We start from the raw sequence: 17,697 nt of genomic DNA on the forward strand, positions 1-17,697 counted from the left end.
AATGGGTGAGTGAGAGGCTGCCTCAACGACCCGCAGCACCACCCCGGGGTTGACCGCCGACCCGACACCTACTTCGCAGCTCTGCTCATTCTCAATGGACCGCCGCATACATAATAGCTTCCTCAGTGGCCTGGGAGGGAGCGAACTCTTCGACCATGCGACCCTGGCGATAGACCAAGATACGATCGGAAAGGTTCATGATTTCCGGCAGATAAGACGAAATCACCACGACCGCATGGCCGTCGTCGGCGAGTTGGTTGAGGAGCGCATGGATCTCTGCGATGGCGCCTACATCGACGCCTCGAGTCGGTTCATCGAAGATGATAATCTCCGGCTTCTGCACAAGTCCCTTGCCGATCACCACTTTCTGTTGATTGCCCCCAGACAATTCGATGACGCGCGCGCTGCTCCTAATCGAGCGGATGGCAAGCTTCTTCTGCCAGGTTTCCGCGAGTCTGCGCATTTCACGTACGCTCACGAAAAGGCTCTTCCTGTTTCCGCCAGCAAGCAAGCCCGCATAAAGATTTCCGGCTATTGTTGTCGTATCGAAGAAGCCTTCGACCTTTCGATCTTCAGTGATGTACACGATGCCATCGCGCACGGCAGATCGCGGGGTCGGATAGCGCACAGGTTTGCCGTGCAATTCTATGATGCCGCCTCGTGTAAAGTCGCGTTTGACGATGCCGGCTATAACCTTGGCGGTTTCGGTTCGACCTGAGCCGATCAAGCCGAACAGGCCTGTGATCTGCCCAGCAAAGATTGAAAGTGAGTTGTTTCTGACAACCCCGGCCGCCGAGATATCCTTCAAGCTGAGGACCTTCTTTCCGGCCGGCCTGGCTGCTGCGCCGGCGTGTTTGCCGTAAAGTTCTCCAGAGAGAGTGCGCCCTACCATGGCGCGCACAAGCCTGTCGCGATCAAACTTGGTCACGTCGTCGGTGATCACGAGCTCGCCATCCCGCAGCACGCTGATGCGGTCGGCGAGCATCAACGCTTCCTCGAGTGCGTGGGAGATAAACACGATCGTAACGCCTTGCGCCTTGAGGCGCCTTACAAGCGAGAAGAAGTGGCGCTTTTCTTCCGGTGTGAGCGTGGCCGTAGGTTCGTCGAAAATGATGAGCCTTGCGTTCTGTTGAACCGCCCTGGCTATCTCCACCATCTGTTTTTTGGCCGCGCCAAGCGTCGCCACCAACGCCGTCGGATCGACCTGAAAATTCAGCGACTGCAGAAATTGTTGCGCCTGAATGTTCGTACCGCGAAGGCGGTTCAGTATCCCTTCAGAGCCGAGGAACAGGTTCTGAGCGACCGTCATGGACGGCACAAGCGAAGTCTCCTGAAACACCATTGCAATGCCGGCGGAAATTGCCTGCGAGGGCTTCGCAAAGGAAACGGGCGCACCGCGCAGAAGCATAGATCCGGATGTTGGCTCAACGACCCCGGCCATCATCTTGGTGAACGTCGACTTGCCAGCTCCGTTCTCACCGAGGAGCGCGTGGATTTCACCCTCACGGAAAACGATCGTTACGTCCCGTACTGCAAGACTTCCGCGGTAGCTTTTGGTGACGCCCCGCATCTCAACAATGTTTGTCATGCGAGCGCATCCTCGAATTCAATTACCGCATTGGCGCCCTTGGCCGTGACCAGAACACCGTCGCCGACGTCCAGGACGCTGGTCGTTCCATGGCGCAACCCGTTGGCACGACTATGATAGCTCGCAACCGGCACAAGATTCTTATCCAAGCGCACGATCAGGCCATAGGAGCGCGTCGGCGCCCAGGCCTTGGAAATGCCCATCGTTCGAACCGACCCGCATTGCAAAGGTTCCATGAAGGTTCGTGGGGGTGAAAGCGCGGGGGCAACCCATAGTTCAGGTGCAACCTCCGCCATCATTTTACGACGGAACTTCGCCTCGCTCAGGACGAACTCGATCAACCGGTTGCGCGGCGCGAACAATGCCAGCCAGAAGCCTCCGTCACGGGCATGAACCAGTCTTGAAGGGTACCCTGGCAAATCGCCCAGGATCGGTTGAGGCGATCCGCCCTCGAGAACGATTTTGACGAGACGATTGCACCACGCTTCGGAGACGAGGACGTGGCGACCTTCATCGATTGGCGCAATGCCATTCGGGAAGGCGAGGCCATCCGCCAACCTCCTTGCCCTCCCCTTCGACAGTTCTACGGCCCAGACGGCACCGCTGCTATTTCGTTCCAGGAAATCCCGACGCCATTCCGAAGGACGTCGACTCTGAGATCCCTGAGCGACGAGGACGGTGGATGGATCCAGAACCGCGAGTGCCGTCGGGCAGGCTATCTCAGGCAGATCGAGGACCGTCGAGTCATTACCGCCGAGCCATCTCCTTAGCCTGCCATCGTCGAATGCCACAACGACCGAGCCGTCCGGCATTGCTGCCAAGGCCGTGATCGTCTCATCAAAACTGACGAGGGCTGTAGCGCGATGCCCCAAACGATCCAGCTCGAAGATCTGTTTACCACTGGCTACCAGAATCTGGCCGCCACTTGTGCAGGCGAGATCGTCTGGTGCATCCAGTTCCACGACAATGCCTGCCTCGTCGAGCCTGGCATTGGGACGAAAGGCTCCGTCGAGCGGCGGGACGGTGATTGCCTTTCCGCGGAAGAGATCGAGAACAGGATCAAGAAGCGTCATTTTTCAGTCCAATACGACCCAGGTCCGGTCCAATTCCTGTCCCGCCCTGGCAGCGTTAGACAGCCAACTCGATTGTTCAGAATGCCGCCGATAAAGAGCCTGCCCTTATGCTCTCGCATCGACGTCACCATTGGATGTGAGCTGCCGCCGAGATCGCCAAGCGTCTCGACGATCTCTCCATTGTCGTCGAAACGAACGACCCCGCCTGTATTGACGTTTGGAAACAGCCAGTCGTCCTGTGGAAGCTTGCGGGTCATGCGGCGGCGCACATCAGGCATGCGAAGCGCCAGATCGTAGCTGGGCGTGCGCATTCCGAGGAATGCCATCCAATACGTGCCGTCGCTGGCGCGATTGATGTTATCCGGGTAGCCCGGCATGTCGGCGATCACGGGCTCGACCACACCAGTCTTGGGTCCGGATATCCAGTACCTTTGGACGCGGCAGGCCCAGCTTTCGGCGAAGAGGATCGACTGGCCGTCGTGCGCCAGACAGACCCCGTTGCTGTAGCAGAGATTGCGAAGGACTGTCCTGGTCTTCCCCGTCTTCGGATCGTAGCAAAGCAGTCGTCCTGTGGGGCGGCTTTCGACGGAATCGAGCGCCCAGTCATGGGCGTCATATCGGGTGGTAGAATCCGTGAAAAATATGCGCCCGTCCACGGCGATATCGCAGTCGTTGGGATCGCGCAGGCGTGCGTCGTCCACGATTGAAAAAAGTGACCGGTTTGTTTCGGCGGAAAGTCGAGTGACGGAACGATCCGGAGCCACTGAATAGAGGCCCATGCCACCGACACATACCTTGAGCGAGCCGTCCCGATCGAAAGCCATCCCCAAGGGGAACCCGCCGATGTGGGCGTACACCTCGCGAACCTTATGGTCCGGCGCAAGAAACCGGACGATCTCGCCGTGGCGCGTACCGGTATAGAGATTGTCCTCAAGGTCGAGGATGACGTCTTCCGGGCCTTCGACCTGACCAAGACCTATAGGGTCAGCGGCAGCCAGGCGATTATCCAGCGCATATGGTGAATCCGAGCTCGGAAGAGCCGTATCGCCATCAGCCATTTGGCTGTAGACGGGCGCCACATAGACCTTGGACAGGACCTTGTCGCGGTTTTTCAACCACCGCACATCAAGCATCACCGCCAGCGCCAGAAGGATGCCCAGCACCATTTGCGTGGATCCGGAGGCAAACCCCAGTCGGATAAGCCCGTTGGTCAAGGTCAGGATGATGACCGCTCCCATCAGACCCTTGGCCACGGAGCCGCGGCCGCCGCCCAGACTAATGCCGCCGACGACCGCCGCCGTCAGCGCAGAGATTTCCAGCCCTGCCCCGGTACCAGGCCCAACACCCCCCAGGCGCGCCCCGATTAGGAATCCGCCGAGCCCGGCGCAAACGCCCGAAATGACATAGGTGAAGAAGACCGTCCGCCGCACCGGAATTCCGATGTTGTGAGCGGAGCGGCGCGATCCGCCAACCGACTGGATATGCCAGCCCCAGCGTGATCGGCTAATGAAGACGTGCGCCGCAATGGCAAACACAGCAGCCACCACAAAACTCATCGGCAGGCCGGCAATCGTCCCGTCGCCGATGAAGTTGAAGCTCGCGTTGTCTACGTCAGAGGTCTGGATAAGATTGGCAAATCTTACCGTAAGGATGTCATATACGGCACGCAGGATCAAAAAAGTGACGATCGTGGTGAGGAACGCGCGCATCCTCATGTATCCGACCAACACGCCGTTGATTGAACCCGCCAAGGCGCCTACGGCCACAGCCGATAGGGCCGCCAACCACACCGGTCCGCCCAAGATGTAAATGACGGAAACGGCGGAGAAGGCGCCCAGGGCAAAGATGGCACCTACCGCGAGATCGATGCCGCCCCCGAGCATCACGATTGTCAGGCCGGTGACAACCAAGGCAAACTCGCCCAGTTGCCGGAGGGCGTCGATACCGCTGCGAATGGTGAAGAAATCGGGGATCAGCGAACCAAAGCCGACGATCACCGACACCAATGCAAAAACGGGAACTGCGTTGTCGGTCCAGCGTTTGGTGAGCACTTCGCCCAGAAGATGATCTGGAACGTACGTGTAGCGAAGGCGTACGAGCGTTTCTGACATACTCATCGTTGATCTAATGCTCCCGCAACGCTGGACCTGGGTCGTTCAAGATTAAGTCTCTCTCATTGCTCTTTCTGGAGCTCTTTGAGATTCCAGCAACGCCCAGCTACAGCGTTGTCCTTGGTTAGCGTGACCAGGTCCGTGTACAGGGACGTCTTCATCTGTCCGGCCGGAACCCCACTCTGAAGCAGCATCTTGATCGCGGTCGTTATGTTGCGAGACTGCTGTGGTACCTCAGTCGAAATCTCGGCGTTGATGATGCCCTTGTTGATCAGGTCACAGGCAATCTGCTCGCCGCCACCCGTGGACACCAGGTAGACCTTGCCGTCGAGCTTCGCATCGCGCAGTGCAGCGGCCGTGCCCTGTGCGGTGTTGTCCCAGTAGTCAATGATCCCGCACAAATCAGGGTGCTGCTGGATGACAGTGGCCGCTACGTTCTTGGCCGTCGTTGCGTCCCAGTTGGAAACCGGCTTGGCAACGATTTGAATGTCGGGATGGCTGGCTAGTTCCTTGGTTATGCCGGCATACATTCCAAGGCTGGTTGCATTGACGTCATCGCCCTGGATCAGCGCGATCTTCTTGGACGAGCCCTCGCTGCACCCCTTGAGGACTGCGCGCGCCTCAAGCTGACCGAGTTGGACCCAGTCCGCGCCCGCATAGAGGTCTGTTGAGACATTCGACGGATTGTCGATCTGGACTACATAGATCCCCTCCGCCATCGCTTTCTTCGTCAGCTTGACGTAGGAATTCACGTCAGGCGGCATTATGATCAGCACGTCTGGCTTGGCCGCTATAGCGTCCGTAATGGCCTGCGCACCCGCATCCACGACCCAGTTCGGATCCCGCACGTCGAGAGTGCTGCCCCAAGCTTTGACCTCCTTGCCGATATAGTGGATCCAGCCTTGGGCCAGGTCAAAGCCCGTCGCCATCGGCACCATGATGATCTTCTTTCCCGAAAGGGATTTGTCATAGTGCGGCCGGCCAGGATCCTCGTTGAAGGACCCCTCCGCGATGGCATGTGTCGTGACGCCCAGCAGAAGCGCCGCCGCCGTAAGAACTCGCCTCAAAGACATTTCATTTCTCCCTGTGGATTGTCAGATATCGCCCTGCTTTTCCGTCTGCTCATTGCGAGGATTGAGCAGGCTGTCGGCGATGAGGGCGCACAGCAGGACGAGCGCCTTCACCAATTTCTGGTAGAGATCGGGAACATCGAGGATTGTCAGTCCGTTGGACAAAATGCCCACGAGCAGCGCACCGATAACGACATTGCGAATGCCGCCCTTACCACCATTTAGTCCAATGCCGCCGACGACAACAACCAGGATGATATCGTATAGAAGTTGTGAATTGACGATCCTGGTGCTCATGCTGAGCAGGTTTGCCGCAGTAATGATTCCCGCGGTGAACGCCACCAGAGACGAAAACAAATACTGGGCTACGATCATTGGGCGCACGGGTATACCGACATTTCGGGCGGCGAGGTAATTGTCACCCATTAGGTAGACATACTTACCAAAGACCGTCATGCGCAGTATCATCTCGGCAAGTATCGCCGTTCCGGCAAAGAAGATTATCTCGATCGGAAATGGGCCAATATAAGTCGCTCCGAGCCATTGAAAAAAACTGTCGGTGGATGTGACTGCGACAGTATCCTGAGTGATCAGCGTAGAGCGTCCGAAGCCGTAGACGAACGAACCCGTGGCCAAGGTCGCAAACAGCGCGGGAACCTCGGCGTATGCGATCATCACGCCATTCAGAACACCTACCGCTATGACCGCCAGGAAGGCCCACCCCGCAGCCACCAGGAGCGGAGTACCGTCGTTGGCCATTGAAAGCATCCAGGTCACCGAGAGCGCCATGACAGCGACCATCGACAGATCGATGCCGCGACCGATCACGACAAGACCCATCCCGATTGCAAGTACGCCCAGGATCGAGACGCCGCGAACCAACGCGATCAGATTCCCCGCCGAGGCGAATCCAGGGACCAACAGGGCAAAACCGGCCAATAGCGCTACCGTCAGGAGAAGGACTATGTTCTCTTGACTAAGATATTCCGGTTTCAGCTTAGGCATCGCGATCTAGACCTTGGAAATTGCGGCTCTGTGTCTCCAGGCGATTGCGGGGGTCGCGCTCAACTCTTGGCTCGTCTCGCAAACCCGGGAGGTGTTTTGGAGAAACGCTGATCGCCTGAGGCAGACGTACGGAAGGCGTACGACTCCAAATTGGACAGCTGTTCCCCAATGCGCCCTGTGAGATCAGTGGCTGCGTATTCTTTCGATGAAGATTATTCGGGTTTTCGTTGCCCGACTTTTCCCGGTGAGCCGAGAATTGCACCAGCCGGCCATTTCAATCGGAGCTGGCCATTACAGCCTCCCCCAGGGAGGCCGGCAAACCATTTGCCGGACGTGCGCTGCGAACATGTTGTGGGTGTGAACATGCGCAGGAAAGGCAATCATCGGCGGTCGTTGCCCGGACAGTTCCGTTCCGCGATCCAGGATCAAAGGCGAGGCTAGCCTGACGTTGCGCGGGTTTTGGGAGCCAGGCGAACGGATCGGCGCGCATCTTCTGCTGCAAACCCGCATGCAGACCCTTGACGGTTCCCTCCGCTCGACATTCCGGCAATGGTATCCCCGGCATGGCCAACGACAATCACGAGCACAGAGAAACGGCCCGCGCCGCATGACCGCCTCACAAATCTTCATGCTCCCCGACATGGCGTCGTGATTGCCGCGGATCATGTAGACCCTGACGCCAGCTCGATGGAGGCGCGTCATCTGGGAAGCCAGAAAGCGCGCGGTCTTCATCGAAGTCTGGTCGCCATCGTAAAGACCGCCGGCAACCACGAGAGCGTCGACACGCTCCGCAAGGCAAAGGTCCACTATTGCAGCGAATGCCTGCCGGCTGGCATCGCCGACGAGCTCGGCAAGCTCAGAATTTCTGAGGACTAGCGAGCGCGGTGGCGAATCGAGATGGATATCGGCCGTATGAACAAATCGTAATGTCATCCCCAGTTCCGAACCGAAGCTCGGGCTTGTTCCTGCGAAGTTTAAGTCGCCCCAAACATAAGCCGGCGATCACTCTTAAAGCCTCGGTAGCAAAATCCGCCAGCGTTGGGCAACGGGAGGTGCCAGATACGGTGGCCTATAAGAAACCGGAACTCGACCGTCAAACGCGTGGGTCGCCGTAGACTCGCATGGCTCAGCCTGCGTTTCCTGAGTGCGACAAGAACGCGTGCCCAACCGGATGTGGTGGGAACTGTGATTCCAGCGCAGGTGGCCTCAGGCCCTTCTTTAGGTTCAAAGTTGACTGCCAAAATTCCTCGGTTCACGCTCGGAATCGGGCGTGGTGCGGCGAGACCGGCCGCCGTACGGTATCAGATCCGAGGACCGCATGAGCATGAGGCGGAAAATATCTTGAAGCAGCCCGCGAAAGCCGATCAGCGACATTCCATTGCCGCGGAACTGATTGCGGTACTGGCGGCGGTAACATCCGGCCAGCCACGCGTCATGACCATTCAAAACGGTAAGGCCCTGCCCTCCGGTCCATTCGAACTTGGGCACCGGTCGCTGCAATCCGGCCTCAGGGGTTGGGTCGAACACCAGACGCGACATCCCCTAGGTTACATAGAACAGCTTTACACTTTCGCCGACCGCGACCGGGCAGGAGACGAGGCGCAACGGGTGATTTCGATCAGTTACCTCGCTCTGGCCCGTGAGGAACAGGCAGAGCCCGCCGATAAGGCGACATGGCGCAACTGGTACGACTATTTTCCTTGGGAAGATCACCGCGACGGCGCTCCACATGCATTGCCGGACGTGATCATCCCGCGACTGCACGCCTGGGCGGAAGCCGCCGGCGATATCTCCGTACGAAGTGACCGTCGGCTGCGAATATCGATTGCCTTCGGCCTCGATGACCATGCATGGAATGAGGAACTGGTGCTGCAGCGGTACGAGGTGCTTTATGAAGCCGCGCTTGTCGAGGAGGCGCATCGCAGCCGGGCCGAGGACGCCAAGCTGTCTGTCTTCGGCCCGGCCATGGCGGCGGATCATCGCCGTATCCTGGCCACCGGCATCGCCAGGCTGCGCGCCAAGATCAAATATCGTCCCGTCGTCTTCGAATTGATGCCGCCGGTATTCACACTGCTTCAGCTCCAGCGCAGCGTCGAGGCGCTCGCCGGCCGGCAGGTGCACAAGCCGAATTTCCGGCGGCTGATCGAGCAGCAGGAACTGGTCGAAGAGACTGGCGCGGTGACGGCCGATACCGGTGGGCGGCCGGCCAAGCTGTTTCGCTTTCGCCATGACGTTCTGGCCGAGCGCGCCGTTGCCGGGACGAAATTGCCAGTTTCGCGTGCTTGACTCTCCTTATACTCCATATAAGTATATGTCATATAAATACTCATATGGAGTATATGCGCCATGGCTGTCGATCAGGCACGCAGCTCTGCCCTTTACGATCGCGTGCGGCGCGTCATTCCGGCCATCGAATGGCCGGTATTCGCCGATGATGTCGACGCCATTGTTGATCTGAAACGGCAGCGAAACGCTGTCATCCTGGCGCATAATTATCAGACGCCGGAAATCTTCCACTGCGTCGCAGACATCGTCGGCGACAGCCTGGCGCTTGCGCGTAAGGCGATGTCGACCCAAGCCGATGTCATCGTGCTCGCCGGCGTGCATTTCATGGCCGAGACGGCGAAGCTGCTCAATCCGCAAAAGACCGTGCTCATTCCCGACTTGCGAGCGGGCTGTTCGCTGGCGGATTCGATCACCGCCGAGGACATCCGCCTGCTTCGGCAACGCTATCCGGGCGTGCCAGTCGTCGCCTATGTCAACACGTCCGCCGAGGTGAAGGCGGAATCGGACATCTGCTGCACTTCGGGCAATGCGAAGGCGATCGTCGAGTCCCTCGGTGTTCCCCGGGTGATCATGCTGCCGGACGAATATCTGGCGCAGAACATTGCCGCCCAGACCGACGTCCAGATCATCGCCTGGAAAGGCCATTGCGAGGTGCATGAGCGCTTCACGCCCGACGATATCCGCCAGTTGCGCGAGGATCATCCCGGCGTGACGGTGCTGGCGCATCCCGAATGTCCGCCCGACGTGGTGGCCGAAGCTGATTTTTCCGGCTCGACCGCTGCCATGTCCGATTATGTTGGAAGGCAAAAGCCGCTCCGCGTCGTGCTGATGACGGAGTGCTCGATGAGCGACAATGTCGCGGTCGAGCATCCCGAGGTCGAGTTCATCAGGCCCTGCAATTTGTGCCCACACATGAAGCGGATAACGCTCGCCAACATCCGTGCGGCGCTCGTGCACAACCGCCATGTCGTGACCATCGATCCGCAAGTCGCCGGGCGCGCGCGGCTGGCCGTCGAGCGGATGCTGGCGGTATGAGCATGGGCGTCCACGATCTCGCAGGCCGGCCGGTCATCATCGGCGGCGGCATCGCCGGGCTGATGACAGCACTGCATCTGGCGCCGGAGCCGGTACTTCTTCTGTCGCGGTCGCCGCTTGGCGCGGACGCTTCGAGCGCGTGGGCGCAAGGCGGGCTTGCCGCCAGCCTGGGCGACGATGATGAGCCGGCACTGCATCTTGCCGACACGCTCGCCGCCGGCGATGGCCTTTGCGACGCTGAAGCGGCAAGGCGTATCCTGTACGCGGCGCCCGCAGCAATCGAGGATCTGGCCAGGCTTGGGGTTCGCTTCGACAGGACAGCCGAAGGCACTCTTCGTCTCGGGCTGGAAGCCGCTCATGGTCGCCGGCGCATCGTTCATGCCGGAGGCGACGGCAGCGGACGCGAGGTCATGCGCGCCCTTGTCGCCGCCGTGCGCTCTACGCCGACAATAGCAGTCGTAGAGGGCTTTGACGCGCGCCGGCTGGCCGTGGAGGACGGCAGGGTCACCGGCGTATTGGCGAACTGTTCGACGGGCCCAGTGTTCCTTGCCTCGGGCCGGGTCGTTCTCGCCACTGGCGGGATTGGCGGTCTGTTCCATGACTCAACCAACCCGTTGGGCAGTTGCGGACAGGGCCTGGCGCTCGCAGCGCGCGCGGGCGCAACGCTTGCCGACCTGGAGTTCATCCAGTTCCATCCGACCACGCTTGACGGGCCCGGTCGTCCGATGCCGCTCATTAGTGAAGCGGTTCGCGGCGAAGGCGCGACCATCGTCGACGAGACGGGCCGGCGTTTCCTTGACGGCGTGCCGGGTGCGGAGCTCGCCCCGCGAGACATCGTCACGCGCGCCGTCTGGCGACATCTTGGGCAGGGCCATCGCGCCTTCCTCGACGCGCGCGAAAAGCCGGGCGCGACATTCGCGCGGCATTTTCCAACGATTGCATCGGCCTGCCGCGGCGCCGGCATCGACCCGGCGCACGACCTCATTCCGATCCGGCCGGCCCAGCATTACCACATGGGTGGTGTCGCTGTAGACCTGGCCGGGCGAACCTCAATTCCGGGGCTTTGGGCTTGCGGGGAAATCGCTTCGACCGGTCTGCACGGCGCCAACCGGCTGGCCAGCAACTCGTTGACCGAGGCGGTCGTCTGCGCGCGCTGGGTTGCCGAAAGCGTTGCCGGTTCCAAGAGCGGCCGCATTGTGCGAGCGATCGTGAGGGAGTTGCCTGGGCCCGATCCGGCGCCTGTGCGCCCTCACCTTTCTCGTGCCCTCGGTGTCACCCGCGATGGTGAAGGGCTGAAAGGCGCGGCACGCGCCCTGCTGCCATTGGCGCAACGGTACGATGCGGCGTCAGATCCGGCCGCTGTCGGGTTAATGATCGCAGTCGCGGCCTTGCAGCGCCGGGAAAGCCGAGGCGCTCATTTCCGAACGGACTTTCCCGATCATGCAGCCTTCGCCCGCCGCTCCGAAATCATCCTCGACGCAGCCTTGGCTGCTGTGCGAGAACTTGCATCCTCCCCAATGCTGGAAAGCGTCGTTTGATGATCCTCACGCCACTTCCCGCGATCATGCTCGAGCCGCTGATACGAGCTGCTCTTCTCGAGGATCTCGGTAGGGCCGGCGACCTGACCACGGATGCGGTCGTGCCGAAGGACCACCACGCTACAACCGTGCTTTCGCCGCGCCAGAAAGGAACCGTCGCCGGGCTCGATCTGGCGATGCTGGCTTTCCGGCTGATTGACCAGGATGTCGACATAACGGTGCATCGCGCGGATGGCAGCGACATCGCGCAAGGCGAGGTCATTGCCTCGGTCAGCGGCCCTGCCCGAGCCATTCTTACAGCGGAACGGACCGCGCTCAATTTCCTTTGTCACCTTAGCGGTATTGCGACGGCGACGGCATCGATCGTGGCGGCGGTCCGCGGTCACGACGCCAAGATCGTCTGCACGCGCAAGACGACGCCCGGACTGCGGACGATCGAGAAATACGCCGTGCGTGCTGGCGGCGGCTGCAATCACCGCTTCGGCCTCGACGATGCGATCCTGATCAAGGACAATCACATCGCCATCGCCGGCGGAATCCGCCCCGCGATTGAGCGGGCGCGTAGCTGCGTTGGCCATCTCGTCAAGATCGAAGTCGAGGTCGATACACTGACCCAGTTGGACGAGGCCTTGGCGCTTAGCCCCGACGCTGTCCTGCTCGACAACATGTCGGTTGACGAGTTGCGCCAGGCGGTGGCCATGGTCGCCGGCCGGGCGATCACCGAGGCGTCAGGCAGGATCACCGCGACGACGGCACCAGCCATCGCCGGGACCGGTGTTGACCTGATTTCCATCGGCTGGTTGACTCACAGTGCGCCGATCCTCGATATCGGTCTCGACTACAACGAGCTTGATCGTCCTGCCTGACCAACCTCTCCCCGACACAGTTCGCCAGCTCCACGGACGCTCAGCTCGCCACAACGCAAGGAACAGGGTGGAAAATGCACGCAGCGACCTCGGAAAAGATCATGCCTGAAGTCCAACCCTTCGACGACCGCAGGATGTGGACTCTGGAGGAGGCTCGGGCACTCCACGACGCGCCTTTCAACGACCTGCTGTTTCAGGCGCAAACCGTTCACCGCCAGAATTTCGATCCCAACAAGGTCCAGCTCAGCCGCCTTCTCAGCATCAAGACAGGCGGCTGCCCGGAAGACTGCGGCTATTGCAGCCAGTCGGCGCATCACGAAACCGGCCTGAAGGCATCGAAACTGATGGAGGTCAAGCGCGTCATCACCGAGGCGACCAAGGCGCGCGACGCCGGCGCCACCCGCTATTGCATGGGTGCCGCCTGGAAGAACCCCAAGGCGCGCGACATGGATGCGGTCGTCGCCATGGTCGAGGGCGTGAAAGCACTCGGCATGGAGACCTGCATGACCCTCGGCATGCTCGACTTTGAGCAGGCCGCTCGTTTGAAGCAGGCTGGTCTCGACTACTACAACCACAATATCGATACGTCGGAGCGCTATTACAGCGAGATCATCAGTACCCGCAGCTTCGCGGAGCGGCTCGATACGCTCGAGCATGTTCGCCAATCCGGCATCAAGGTCTGCTGCGGCGGCATTGTCGGCATGGGCGAAGAGACGGTGGACCGGATCGACATGCTGGTAACGCTCGCCAATCTGCCGGAACATCCGGAAAGCATTCCGATCAACATGCTGATCCCGATCGCCGGCACACCGCTTGCCGACGCCAGGCCGATCGAGCCGATCGAATTCGTACGCGTGATCGCGCTGGCACGCATCATGATGCCGAAATCGCATGTCCGACTTTCCGCCGGCCGCACCGCCATGACCGACGAGATGCAGGCGCTGTGCTTCTTTGCCGGCGCCAATTCGATCTTCGTCGGCGACACGCTGCTGACGGCGGACAATCCCGGTGAGGACAAGGATACCCTTTTGTTCAGGCGTCTCGGCATCGAGCCGATGGAACTTGAGGCGCAATGACCGAGGCACGTCTTGCCCGCTATGACACAACCTTGCAGGGGCTGGCGCGCAAGGACCGGCTGAGGACGCTGTCGCCACGCACCGGGCTCGACTTCTCGTCGAACGATTACCTCGGGCTCGCCGCCTCCAAAAGGCTTGGCGATGCGGTAGCCGCTGCCATTGCCCGCGGCACGCCTGTAGGCGCCACCGGGTCACGGCTGTTGCGCGGCAACGCACCGGAGCATGAGGAATTGGAGGCGGACGCAGCAAGGTTCTTCGGGACTGAGCGCGCGCTGTTCTTCGGCGGCGGCTACATCGCCAATTTCGCTCTCCTGACCGCGCTGCCGCAGAAGGGCGACCTGCTCGTCCTCGACCAGCTCGCCCATGCTAGCGTGCATGAAGGTGCACGGGCCGGACGCGCTGAATTCGTGCTGGCCGCGCACAACGACGTCGACGCTTTCGAGGATGCGATAAAGCACTGGCGTGCCGAAGGCGGCAAGGGGCGGGTCTGGATCGCGGTCGAAAGCCTCTACAGCATGGATGGCGACTTCGCGCCGATGGAAAACCTTGTCGCGCTGGCCGATCTGCACGAGGCATTCATCATCGTCGACGAGGCGCATGCCACCGGTGTCTGGGGACCGGACGGCCGCGGCCTCGCCGCCGCGTTCGAAGGCCGCGACAACATCGTCGCGCTCCACACATGCGGCAAGGCGCTCGGCGCGTCGGGCGCACTCGTCACCGCGCCGAGAACACTGTGCGACTACCTCGTCAACCGTTGCCGGCCATTCATCTACGCCACCGCGCCATCGCCGCTGATGGCCGTCGCGGCGCGCGAAGCGCTCGCCATGCTGTCCGGAGAACCGACGCGCCGTGTTCGGCTGCAGGAAATCGTTGCCTCCACAGGCCGCCTGCTGGCCGAGCGCTTCGGCGTGGTGCCCAGCGGCTCGCAGATCCAGCCATTTGTCATCCGTGACGTCAGGCGCACCATGGCAGTGGCGGCGGCACTGCAGGTGCGCGGCTTCGACATACGCGGTATTCGTCCGCCAACCGTGCCCGAAGGTACGTCGCGCCTGCGCATTTCGCTGACGCTCAACGTCGACGAAGCCGCCATCTCTGCAATGATCGATGCGCTTGTCGAGGCGTTGGCCCAGAAAGACCAAAGGTGACATGACCAGAGGCATCGTCATCACCGGAACAGATACCGGCATTGGCAAGACGGTGTTTTCGGCCGGGCTCGCCGGCCTTCTCGACGGCTTCTACTGGAAGCCGGTGCAATCGGGCCTTGAGGAGGAGACCGACAGCGAGGTCGTTGAACGGCTCGCCGGTCTGCCGGCAGGGCGCGTGCTACCGGAGGTCTATCGCCTGAGGGAGCCGCTGTCGCCGCATCGTTCAGCCGAAATCGACGGCGTCGCGATCGAAGCGGCAAAGCTCTCGCTTCCAGCCTTGCCGGGTCCGCTCGTCATCGAAGGAGCTGGCGGACTGATGGTGCCGCTCAATCGGCAGACAAGGTTCATCGACATTTTTTCGCAATGGCGGCTCCCGGTCATTTTGTGCGCCCGCACCACGCTCGGCACCATCAACCACGCGCTGCTCTCGATCGAGGCGCTGCGAGCCCGCTCTATTCCGATCGTCGGCATCGTCTTCATCGGTGATGAGATGGCCGATACGCAAAAGACAATCGCGGAATTCGGCAATGTGCGGCAACTCGGCAGGCTGCCGCACCTTGATCCGCTGACATCCGCAACGCTGAGAGACGCGATGATCGCCAGCTTCGACCTCGCGCTGATTGCCGGGGGTGAATGATGTCGCAGTCTCAAGTCTGGCATCCGTTCACGCAGCATGCGCTTGAGCCGGCGATGCCTGAAATCGTCCTGACCGAAGGCGCCTATCTCCACAAGGCCGACGGCAGCCGCATCCTGGACGCCATTTCCTCCTGGTGGGTCGTCACCCATGGCCACCGCCATCCCCGCATCATGAAAGCCATCGAGACGGCTGCATCGACGCTCGACCAGATCATCTTTGCCGGTTTTACCCACGAGCCGGCCGAGCGGCTGGCCAAGGCGCTTGTCGGCCTCGCGCCGTCCGGGCTCGACTGGGTGTTCTATTCCGACAGCGGCTCGACCGCCGTCGAAGTCGCGCTGAAGATGGCGCTCGGCTATTTCCGCAACATCGGCGCGCCGCGTTCGCGCATCGTCGTCATGGAACACAGTTACCATGGCGATACCATCGGCACGATGAGTGTCGGCGCTCGCGGCGTCTTCAACGCCGCCTACGAGCCGCTGCTGTTCGAGGTCGACACCATCCCATTCCCGGCCGCTGGACGGGAACAGGAAACACTGGATCGGTTCGAGGCAGTCGTCGGCGATCGGCGCGCCGCCGCGCTGATCGTCGAGCCGCTCGTGCTTGGCGCCGGCGGCATGCTGATGTATCCGGCCTGGGTTCTCACCGAACTGAGGAAGATCGCCGAGGCCTCCGGCACCCTGCTCATCGCCGATGAGGTGATGACCGGCTGGGGACGCACGGGAACGATGTTCGCCTGCGAGCAGGCGTCGATCTCTCCGGATATATTGTGCACCTCGAAGGGCCTGACCGGCGGCGCGATCCCACTGGCCGTCACGCTCGCCACCGATGCGATCTTCCAGGCTCATTATTCCGAGGACCGCAAGAAGACCTTTTTCCATTCAAGCTCCTACACCGCCAATCCGATTACCTGCGCCGCCGCGATCGCCAATGTCGAGATCTGGCAGAACGAGCCGGTGGCCGAGCGGATCACGGCCCTGAGTGCGAAGCAGGCTGCCGGGCTTCGCCGCTTTGGCGACAATCCCTTCTTCACCGACAGCCGGGCGACCGGCACGATCGCGGCACTCGATTTGCGCACCGGCTCCGCCGGCTATCTCGCCGAGATCGGGCCGAAGCTGCGTGCGTTCTTCCTCGACAAGGGGCTACTTGTGCGTCCGCTCGGCAACGTCGTCTATCTTCTGCCGCCCTACTGCGTCACCGGCGACGAACTCGACCGGCTTTATAACGCCATTGAGGAGGCCGGCGAACGCTTCGGTTCGAGAGCATGAGCAGGTCGTCGCGCCTTCTCGGCTTCGGCCACCACGCGCCCGGACGCAAGGTGGCCAACGCCGAGATCGAGAACAATCTCGGGCTCGAGCCCGGCTGGATCGAGCGGCGCACCGGGATACGGTCGCGCTTCTGGGCAGCGGATGAGGACACGCTGTCGGGCATTGCCGCGCACTCCGGCGACATGGCGCTGGCGAATGCCGGTATCGACCGCAACGAAATCGGCCTGCTGCTGCTCGCCACCTCCACACCTGATCACCTGCTGCCGCCCAGTGCGCCGCTGGTCGCCCATCGGCTTGGACTCGGCCGATCCGGCGCCGTCGATCTGACCGGAGCCTGCGCCGGCTTCATCTATGCGCTGATGTTCGCCGATGGCTTCACCCGTCTGCACGGCAAAGCGGCACTTGTCATTGCCGCCAACATCCTCAGCCGCCGCATCAACCCGGCCGAGCGCGCCAGCGCCGTCCTGTTCGCCGATGCCGCCGGCGCCATTGTGATCGGTCCGTGCGATGACCCGGATCGAGGCATTCTCAGTGCTTCGGTGGATTCCGACGGCTCGCGCTACGGGCTGATCCAGATTCCCGCCGGCGGAAGCAACACCCCGTTCCATGGCGACCTCGACCTAGAGCAGACCCGGATGACGATCACCGACGGCCGCGAAGTGTTCGCCAAGGCGGTGGAGATGATGACTGCCTGCTCGCAGGACGCGCTCACAGCTGCTCGGATGCGGCCGCAGGACATCGATCGGTTCGTGCCGCATCAGGCCAACGCCCGTATTTTTGATGCTGTTGGGCGCAACCTAGGCGTTGCCGATCGTGCCGTCGTCAAGACGATCGCTGAATACGGCAATTCCTCCGCCGCGACGATCCCTCTGTCGCTGTCGCTGGCCAACCAGACGGAGCCGTTTCGGTCTGGCGAAACAATACTTCTGGCGGCGGCGGGCGCCGGCTTAAGCGGCGGCGCGCTTGTGGTTGGAATCTAGCGGACCACGCTCCAATGACGAC

Annotated in this window: 14 protein-coding genes and 1 pseudogene; 9 read left to right on the forward strand and 6 right to left on the reverse strand. The window is 61.3% G+C overall.

Going from position 1 to position 17,697, the window contains the following annotated elements; genetic code table 11:
• Positions 1-91: 91 nt before the first annotated feature.
• From O7A05_RS10455 to O7A05_RS10480, 6 genes and pseudogenes are all read right to left on the reverse strand, one after another.
• The gene (locus tag O7A05_RS10455) at positions 92-1,588 is read right to left on the reverse strand and encodes a sugar ABC transporter ATP-binding protein (protein WP_337092955.1); all 1,497 of its coding nucleotides are present in this window, start codon (positions 1,586-1,588) and stop codon (positions 92-94) included.
• Positions 1,585-2,661, reverse strand: coding sequence for an SMP-30/gluconolactonase/LRE family protein (locus O7A05_RS10460; protein ID WP_337092956.1), 1,077 nt, complete (start codon positions 2,659-2,661; stop codon positions 1,585-1,587). Before O7A05_RS10460 ends, O7A05_RS10455 begins: the two co-directional genes overlap by 4 nt.
• A complete protein-coding gene (locus O7A05_RS10465; protein ID WP_337092957.1) occupies positions 2,658-4,778 on the reverse strand; it encodes an ABC transporter permease in 2,121 nt (706 codons plus the stop codon). Before O7A05_RS10465 ends, O7A05_RS10460 begins: the two co-directional genes overlap by 4 nt.
• A gap of 56 nt (positions 4,779-4,834) precedes the next feature.
• Positions 4,835-5,845, reverse strand: a complete 1,011-nt coding sequence (locus tag O7A05_RS10470) for a sugar ABC transporter substrate-binding protein (protein ID WP_337092958.1) — start codon at positions 5,843-5,845, stop codon at positions 4,835-4,837.
• A 21-nt stretch (positions 5,846-5,866) separates the two neighbouring features.
• Positions 5,867-6,847, reverse strand: coding sequence for an ABC transporter permease (locus O7A05_RS10475; RefSeq protein WP_337092959.1), 981 nt, complete (start codon positions 6,845-6,847; stop codon positions 5,867-5,869).
• Between the two features lie 636 nt (positions 6,848-7,483).
• A pseudogene (locus tag O7A05_RS10480) lies at positions 7,484-7,780 on the reverse strand (metallophosphoesterase family protein); the annotation flags it as partial.
• 405 nt (positions 7,781-8,185) lie between these two features.
• Here O7A05_RS10480 and O7A05_RS10485 point away from each other — a divergent pair.
• The 9 genes from O7A05_RS10485 (at position 8,186) to O7A05_RS10525 (ending at position 17,675) form a co-directional block, all read left to right on the forward strand.
• Entirely contained in the window at positions 8,186-9,133 is a 948-nt protein-coding gene (locus O7A05_RS10485; protein ID WP_337093086.1) for an NUDIX hydrolase, read from the forward strand.
• Between the two features lie 60 nt (positions 9,134-9,193).
• Positions 9,194-10,168 (forward strand): quinolinate synthase NadA, encoded by a 975-nt coding sequence (gene nadA / locus O7A05_RS10490; protein WP_337092960.1) that lies wholly within the window; start codon positions 9,194-9,196, stop codon positions 10,166-10,168.
• Positions 10,165-11,706, forward strand: coding sequence for an L-aspartate oxidase (locus tag O7A05_RS10495; protein ID WP_337092961.1), 1,542 nt, complete (start codon positions 10,165-10,167; stop codon positions 11,704-11,706). The genes nadA and O7A05_RS10495 overlap by 4 nt, the downstream gene beginning before the upstream one ends.
• A complete protein-coding gene (gene nadC, locus O7A05_RS10500) occupies positions 11,706-12,572 on the forward strand; it encodes a carboxylating nicotinate-nucleotide diphosphorylase (protein ID WP_337092962.1) in 867 nt (288 codons plus the stop codon). Before O7A05_RS10495 ends, nadC begins: the two co-directional genes overlap by 1 nt.
• 101 nt (positions 12,573-12,673) lie before the next feature.
• Entirely contained in the window at positions 12,674-13,648 is a 975-nt protein-coding gene (bioB, locus tag O7A05_RS10505) for a biotin synthase BioB (RefSeq protein ID WP_337092963.1), read from the forward strand.
• Positions 13,645-14,793, forward strand: a complete 1,149-nt coding sequence (locus O7A05_RS10510; protein WP_337092965.1) for an 8-amino-7-oxononanoate synthase — start codon at positions 13,645-13,647, stop codon at positions 14,791-14,793. Before bioB ends, O7A05_RS10510 begins: the two co-directional genes overlap by 4 nt.
• Before the next feature lies 1 nt (position 14,794).
• Complete coding sequence (gene bioD, locus O7A05_RS10515) at positions 14,795-15,430, forward strand: dethiobiotin synthase (protein ID WP_337092966.1); 636 nt, start codon at positions 14,795-14,797, stop codon at positions 15,428-15,430.
• A complete protein-coding gene (locus tag O7A05_RS10520; RefSeq protein ID WP_337092967.1) occupies positions 15,430-16,695 on the forward strand; it encodes an adenosylmethionine--8-amino-7-oxononanoate transaminase in 1,266 nt (421 codons plus the stop codon). The genes bioD and O7A05_RS10520 overlap by 1 nt, the downstream gene beginning before the upstream one ends.
• A complete protein-coding gene (locus O7A05_RS10525; RefSeq protein ID WP_337092968.1) occupies positions 16,692-17,675 on the forward strand; it encodes a beta-ketoacyl-ACP synthase III in 984 nt (327 codons plus the stop codon). The genes O7A05_RS10520 and O7A05_RS10525 overlap by 4 nt, the downstream gene beginning before the upstream one ends.
• The last annotated feature ends 22 nt before the right edge of the window (positions 17,676-17,697 follow it).

This window comes from Mesorhizobium argentiipisi (SeqCode) (assembly GCF_037179585.1).
GTDB classification, from domain to species: Bacteria; Pseudomonadota; Alphaproteobacteria; order Rhizobiales; family Rhizobiaceae; genus Mesorhizobium; species Mesorhizobium argentiipisi.

Coding starts and splice junctions, on each gene's coding strand:
- O7A05_RS10455 (WP_337092955.1), bottom strand. CDS start 1,588: ATGACAAACATTGTTGAGATGCGGGGCGTCACCAAAAGCTACCGCGGA.
- O7A05_RS10460 (WP_337092956.1), bottom strand. CDS start 2,661: ATGACGCTTCTTGATCCTGTTCTCGATCTCTTCCGCGGAAAGGCAATC.
- O7A05_RS10465 (WP_337092957.1), bottom strand. CDS start 4,778: ATGAGTATGTCAGAAACGCTCGTACGCCTTCGCTACACGTACGTTCCA.
- O7A05_RS10470 (WP_337092958.1), bottom strand. CDS start 5,845: ATGTCTTTGAGGCGAGTTCTTACGGCGGCGGCGCTTCTGCTGGGCGTC.
- O7A05_RS10475 (WP_337092959.1), bottom strand. CDS start 6,847: ATGCCTAAGCTGAAACCGGAATATCTTAGTCAAGAGAACATAGTCCTT.
- nadA (WP_337092960.1), top strand. CDS start 9,194: ATGGCTGTCGATCAGGCACGCAGCTCTGCCCTTTACGATCGCGTGCGG.
- O7A05_RS10495 (WP_337092961.1), top strand. CDS start 10,165: ATGAGCATGGGCGTCCACGATCTCGCAGGCCGGCCGGTCATCATCGGC.
- nadC (WP_337092962.1), top strand. CDS start 11,706: ATGATCCTCACGCCACTTCCCGCGATCATGCTCGAGCCGCTGATACGA.
- bioB (WP_337092963.1), top strand. CDS start 12,674: ATGCCTGAAGTCCAACCCTTCGACGACCGCAGGATGTGGACTCTGGAG.
- O7A05_RS10510 (WP_337092965.1), top strand. CDS start 13,645: ATGACCGAGGCACGTCTTGCCCGCTATGACACAACCTTGCAGGGGCTG.
- bioD (WP_337092966.1), top strand. CDS start 14,795: ATGACCAGAGGCATCGTCATCACCGGAACAGATACCGGCATTGGCAAG.
- O7A05_RS10520 (WP_337092967.1), top strand. CDS start 15,430: ATGTCGCAGTCTCAAGTCTGGCATCCGTTCACGCAGCATGCGCTTGAG.
- O7A05_RS10525 (WP_337092968.1), top strand. CDS start 16,692: ATGAGCAGGTCGTCGCGCCTTCTCGGCTTCGGCCACCACGCGCCCGGA.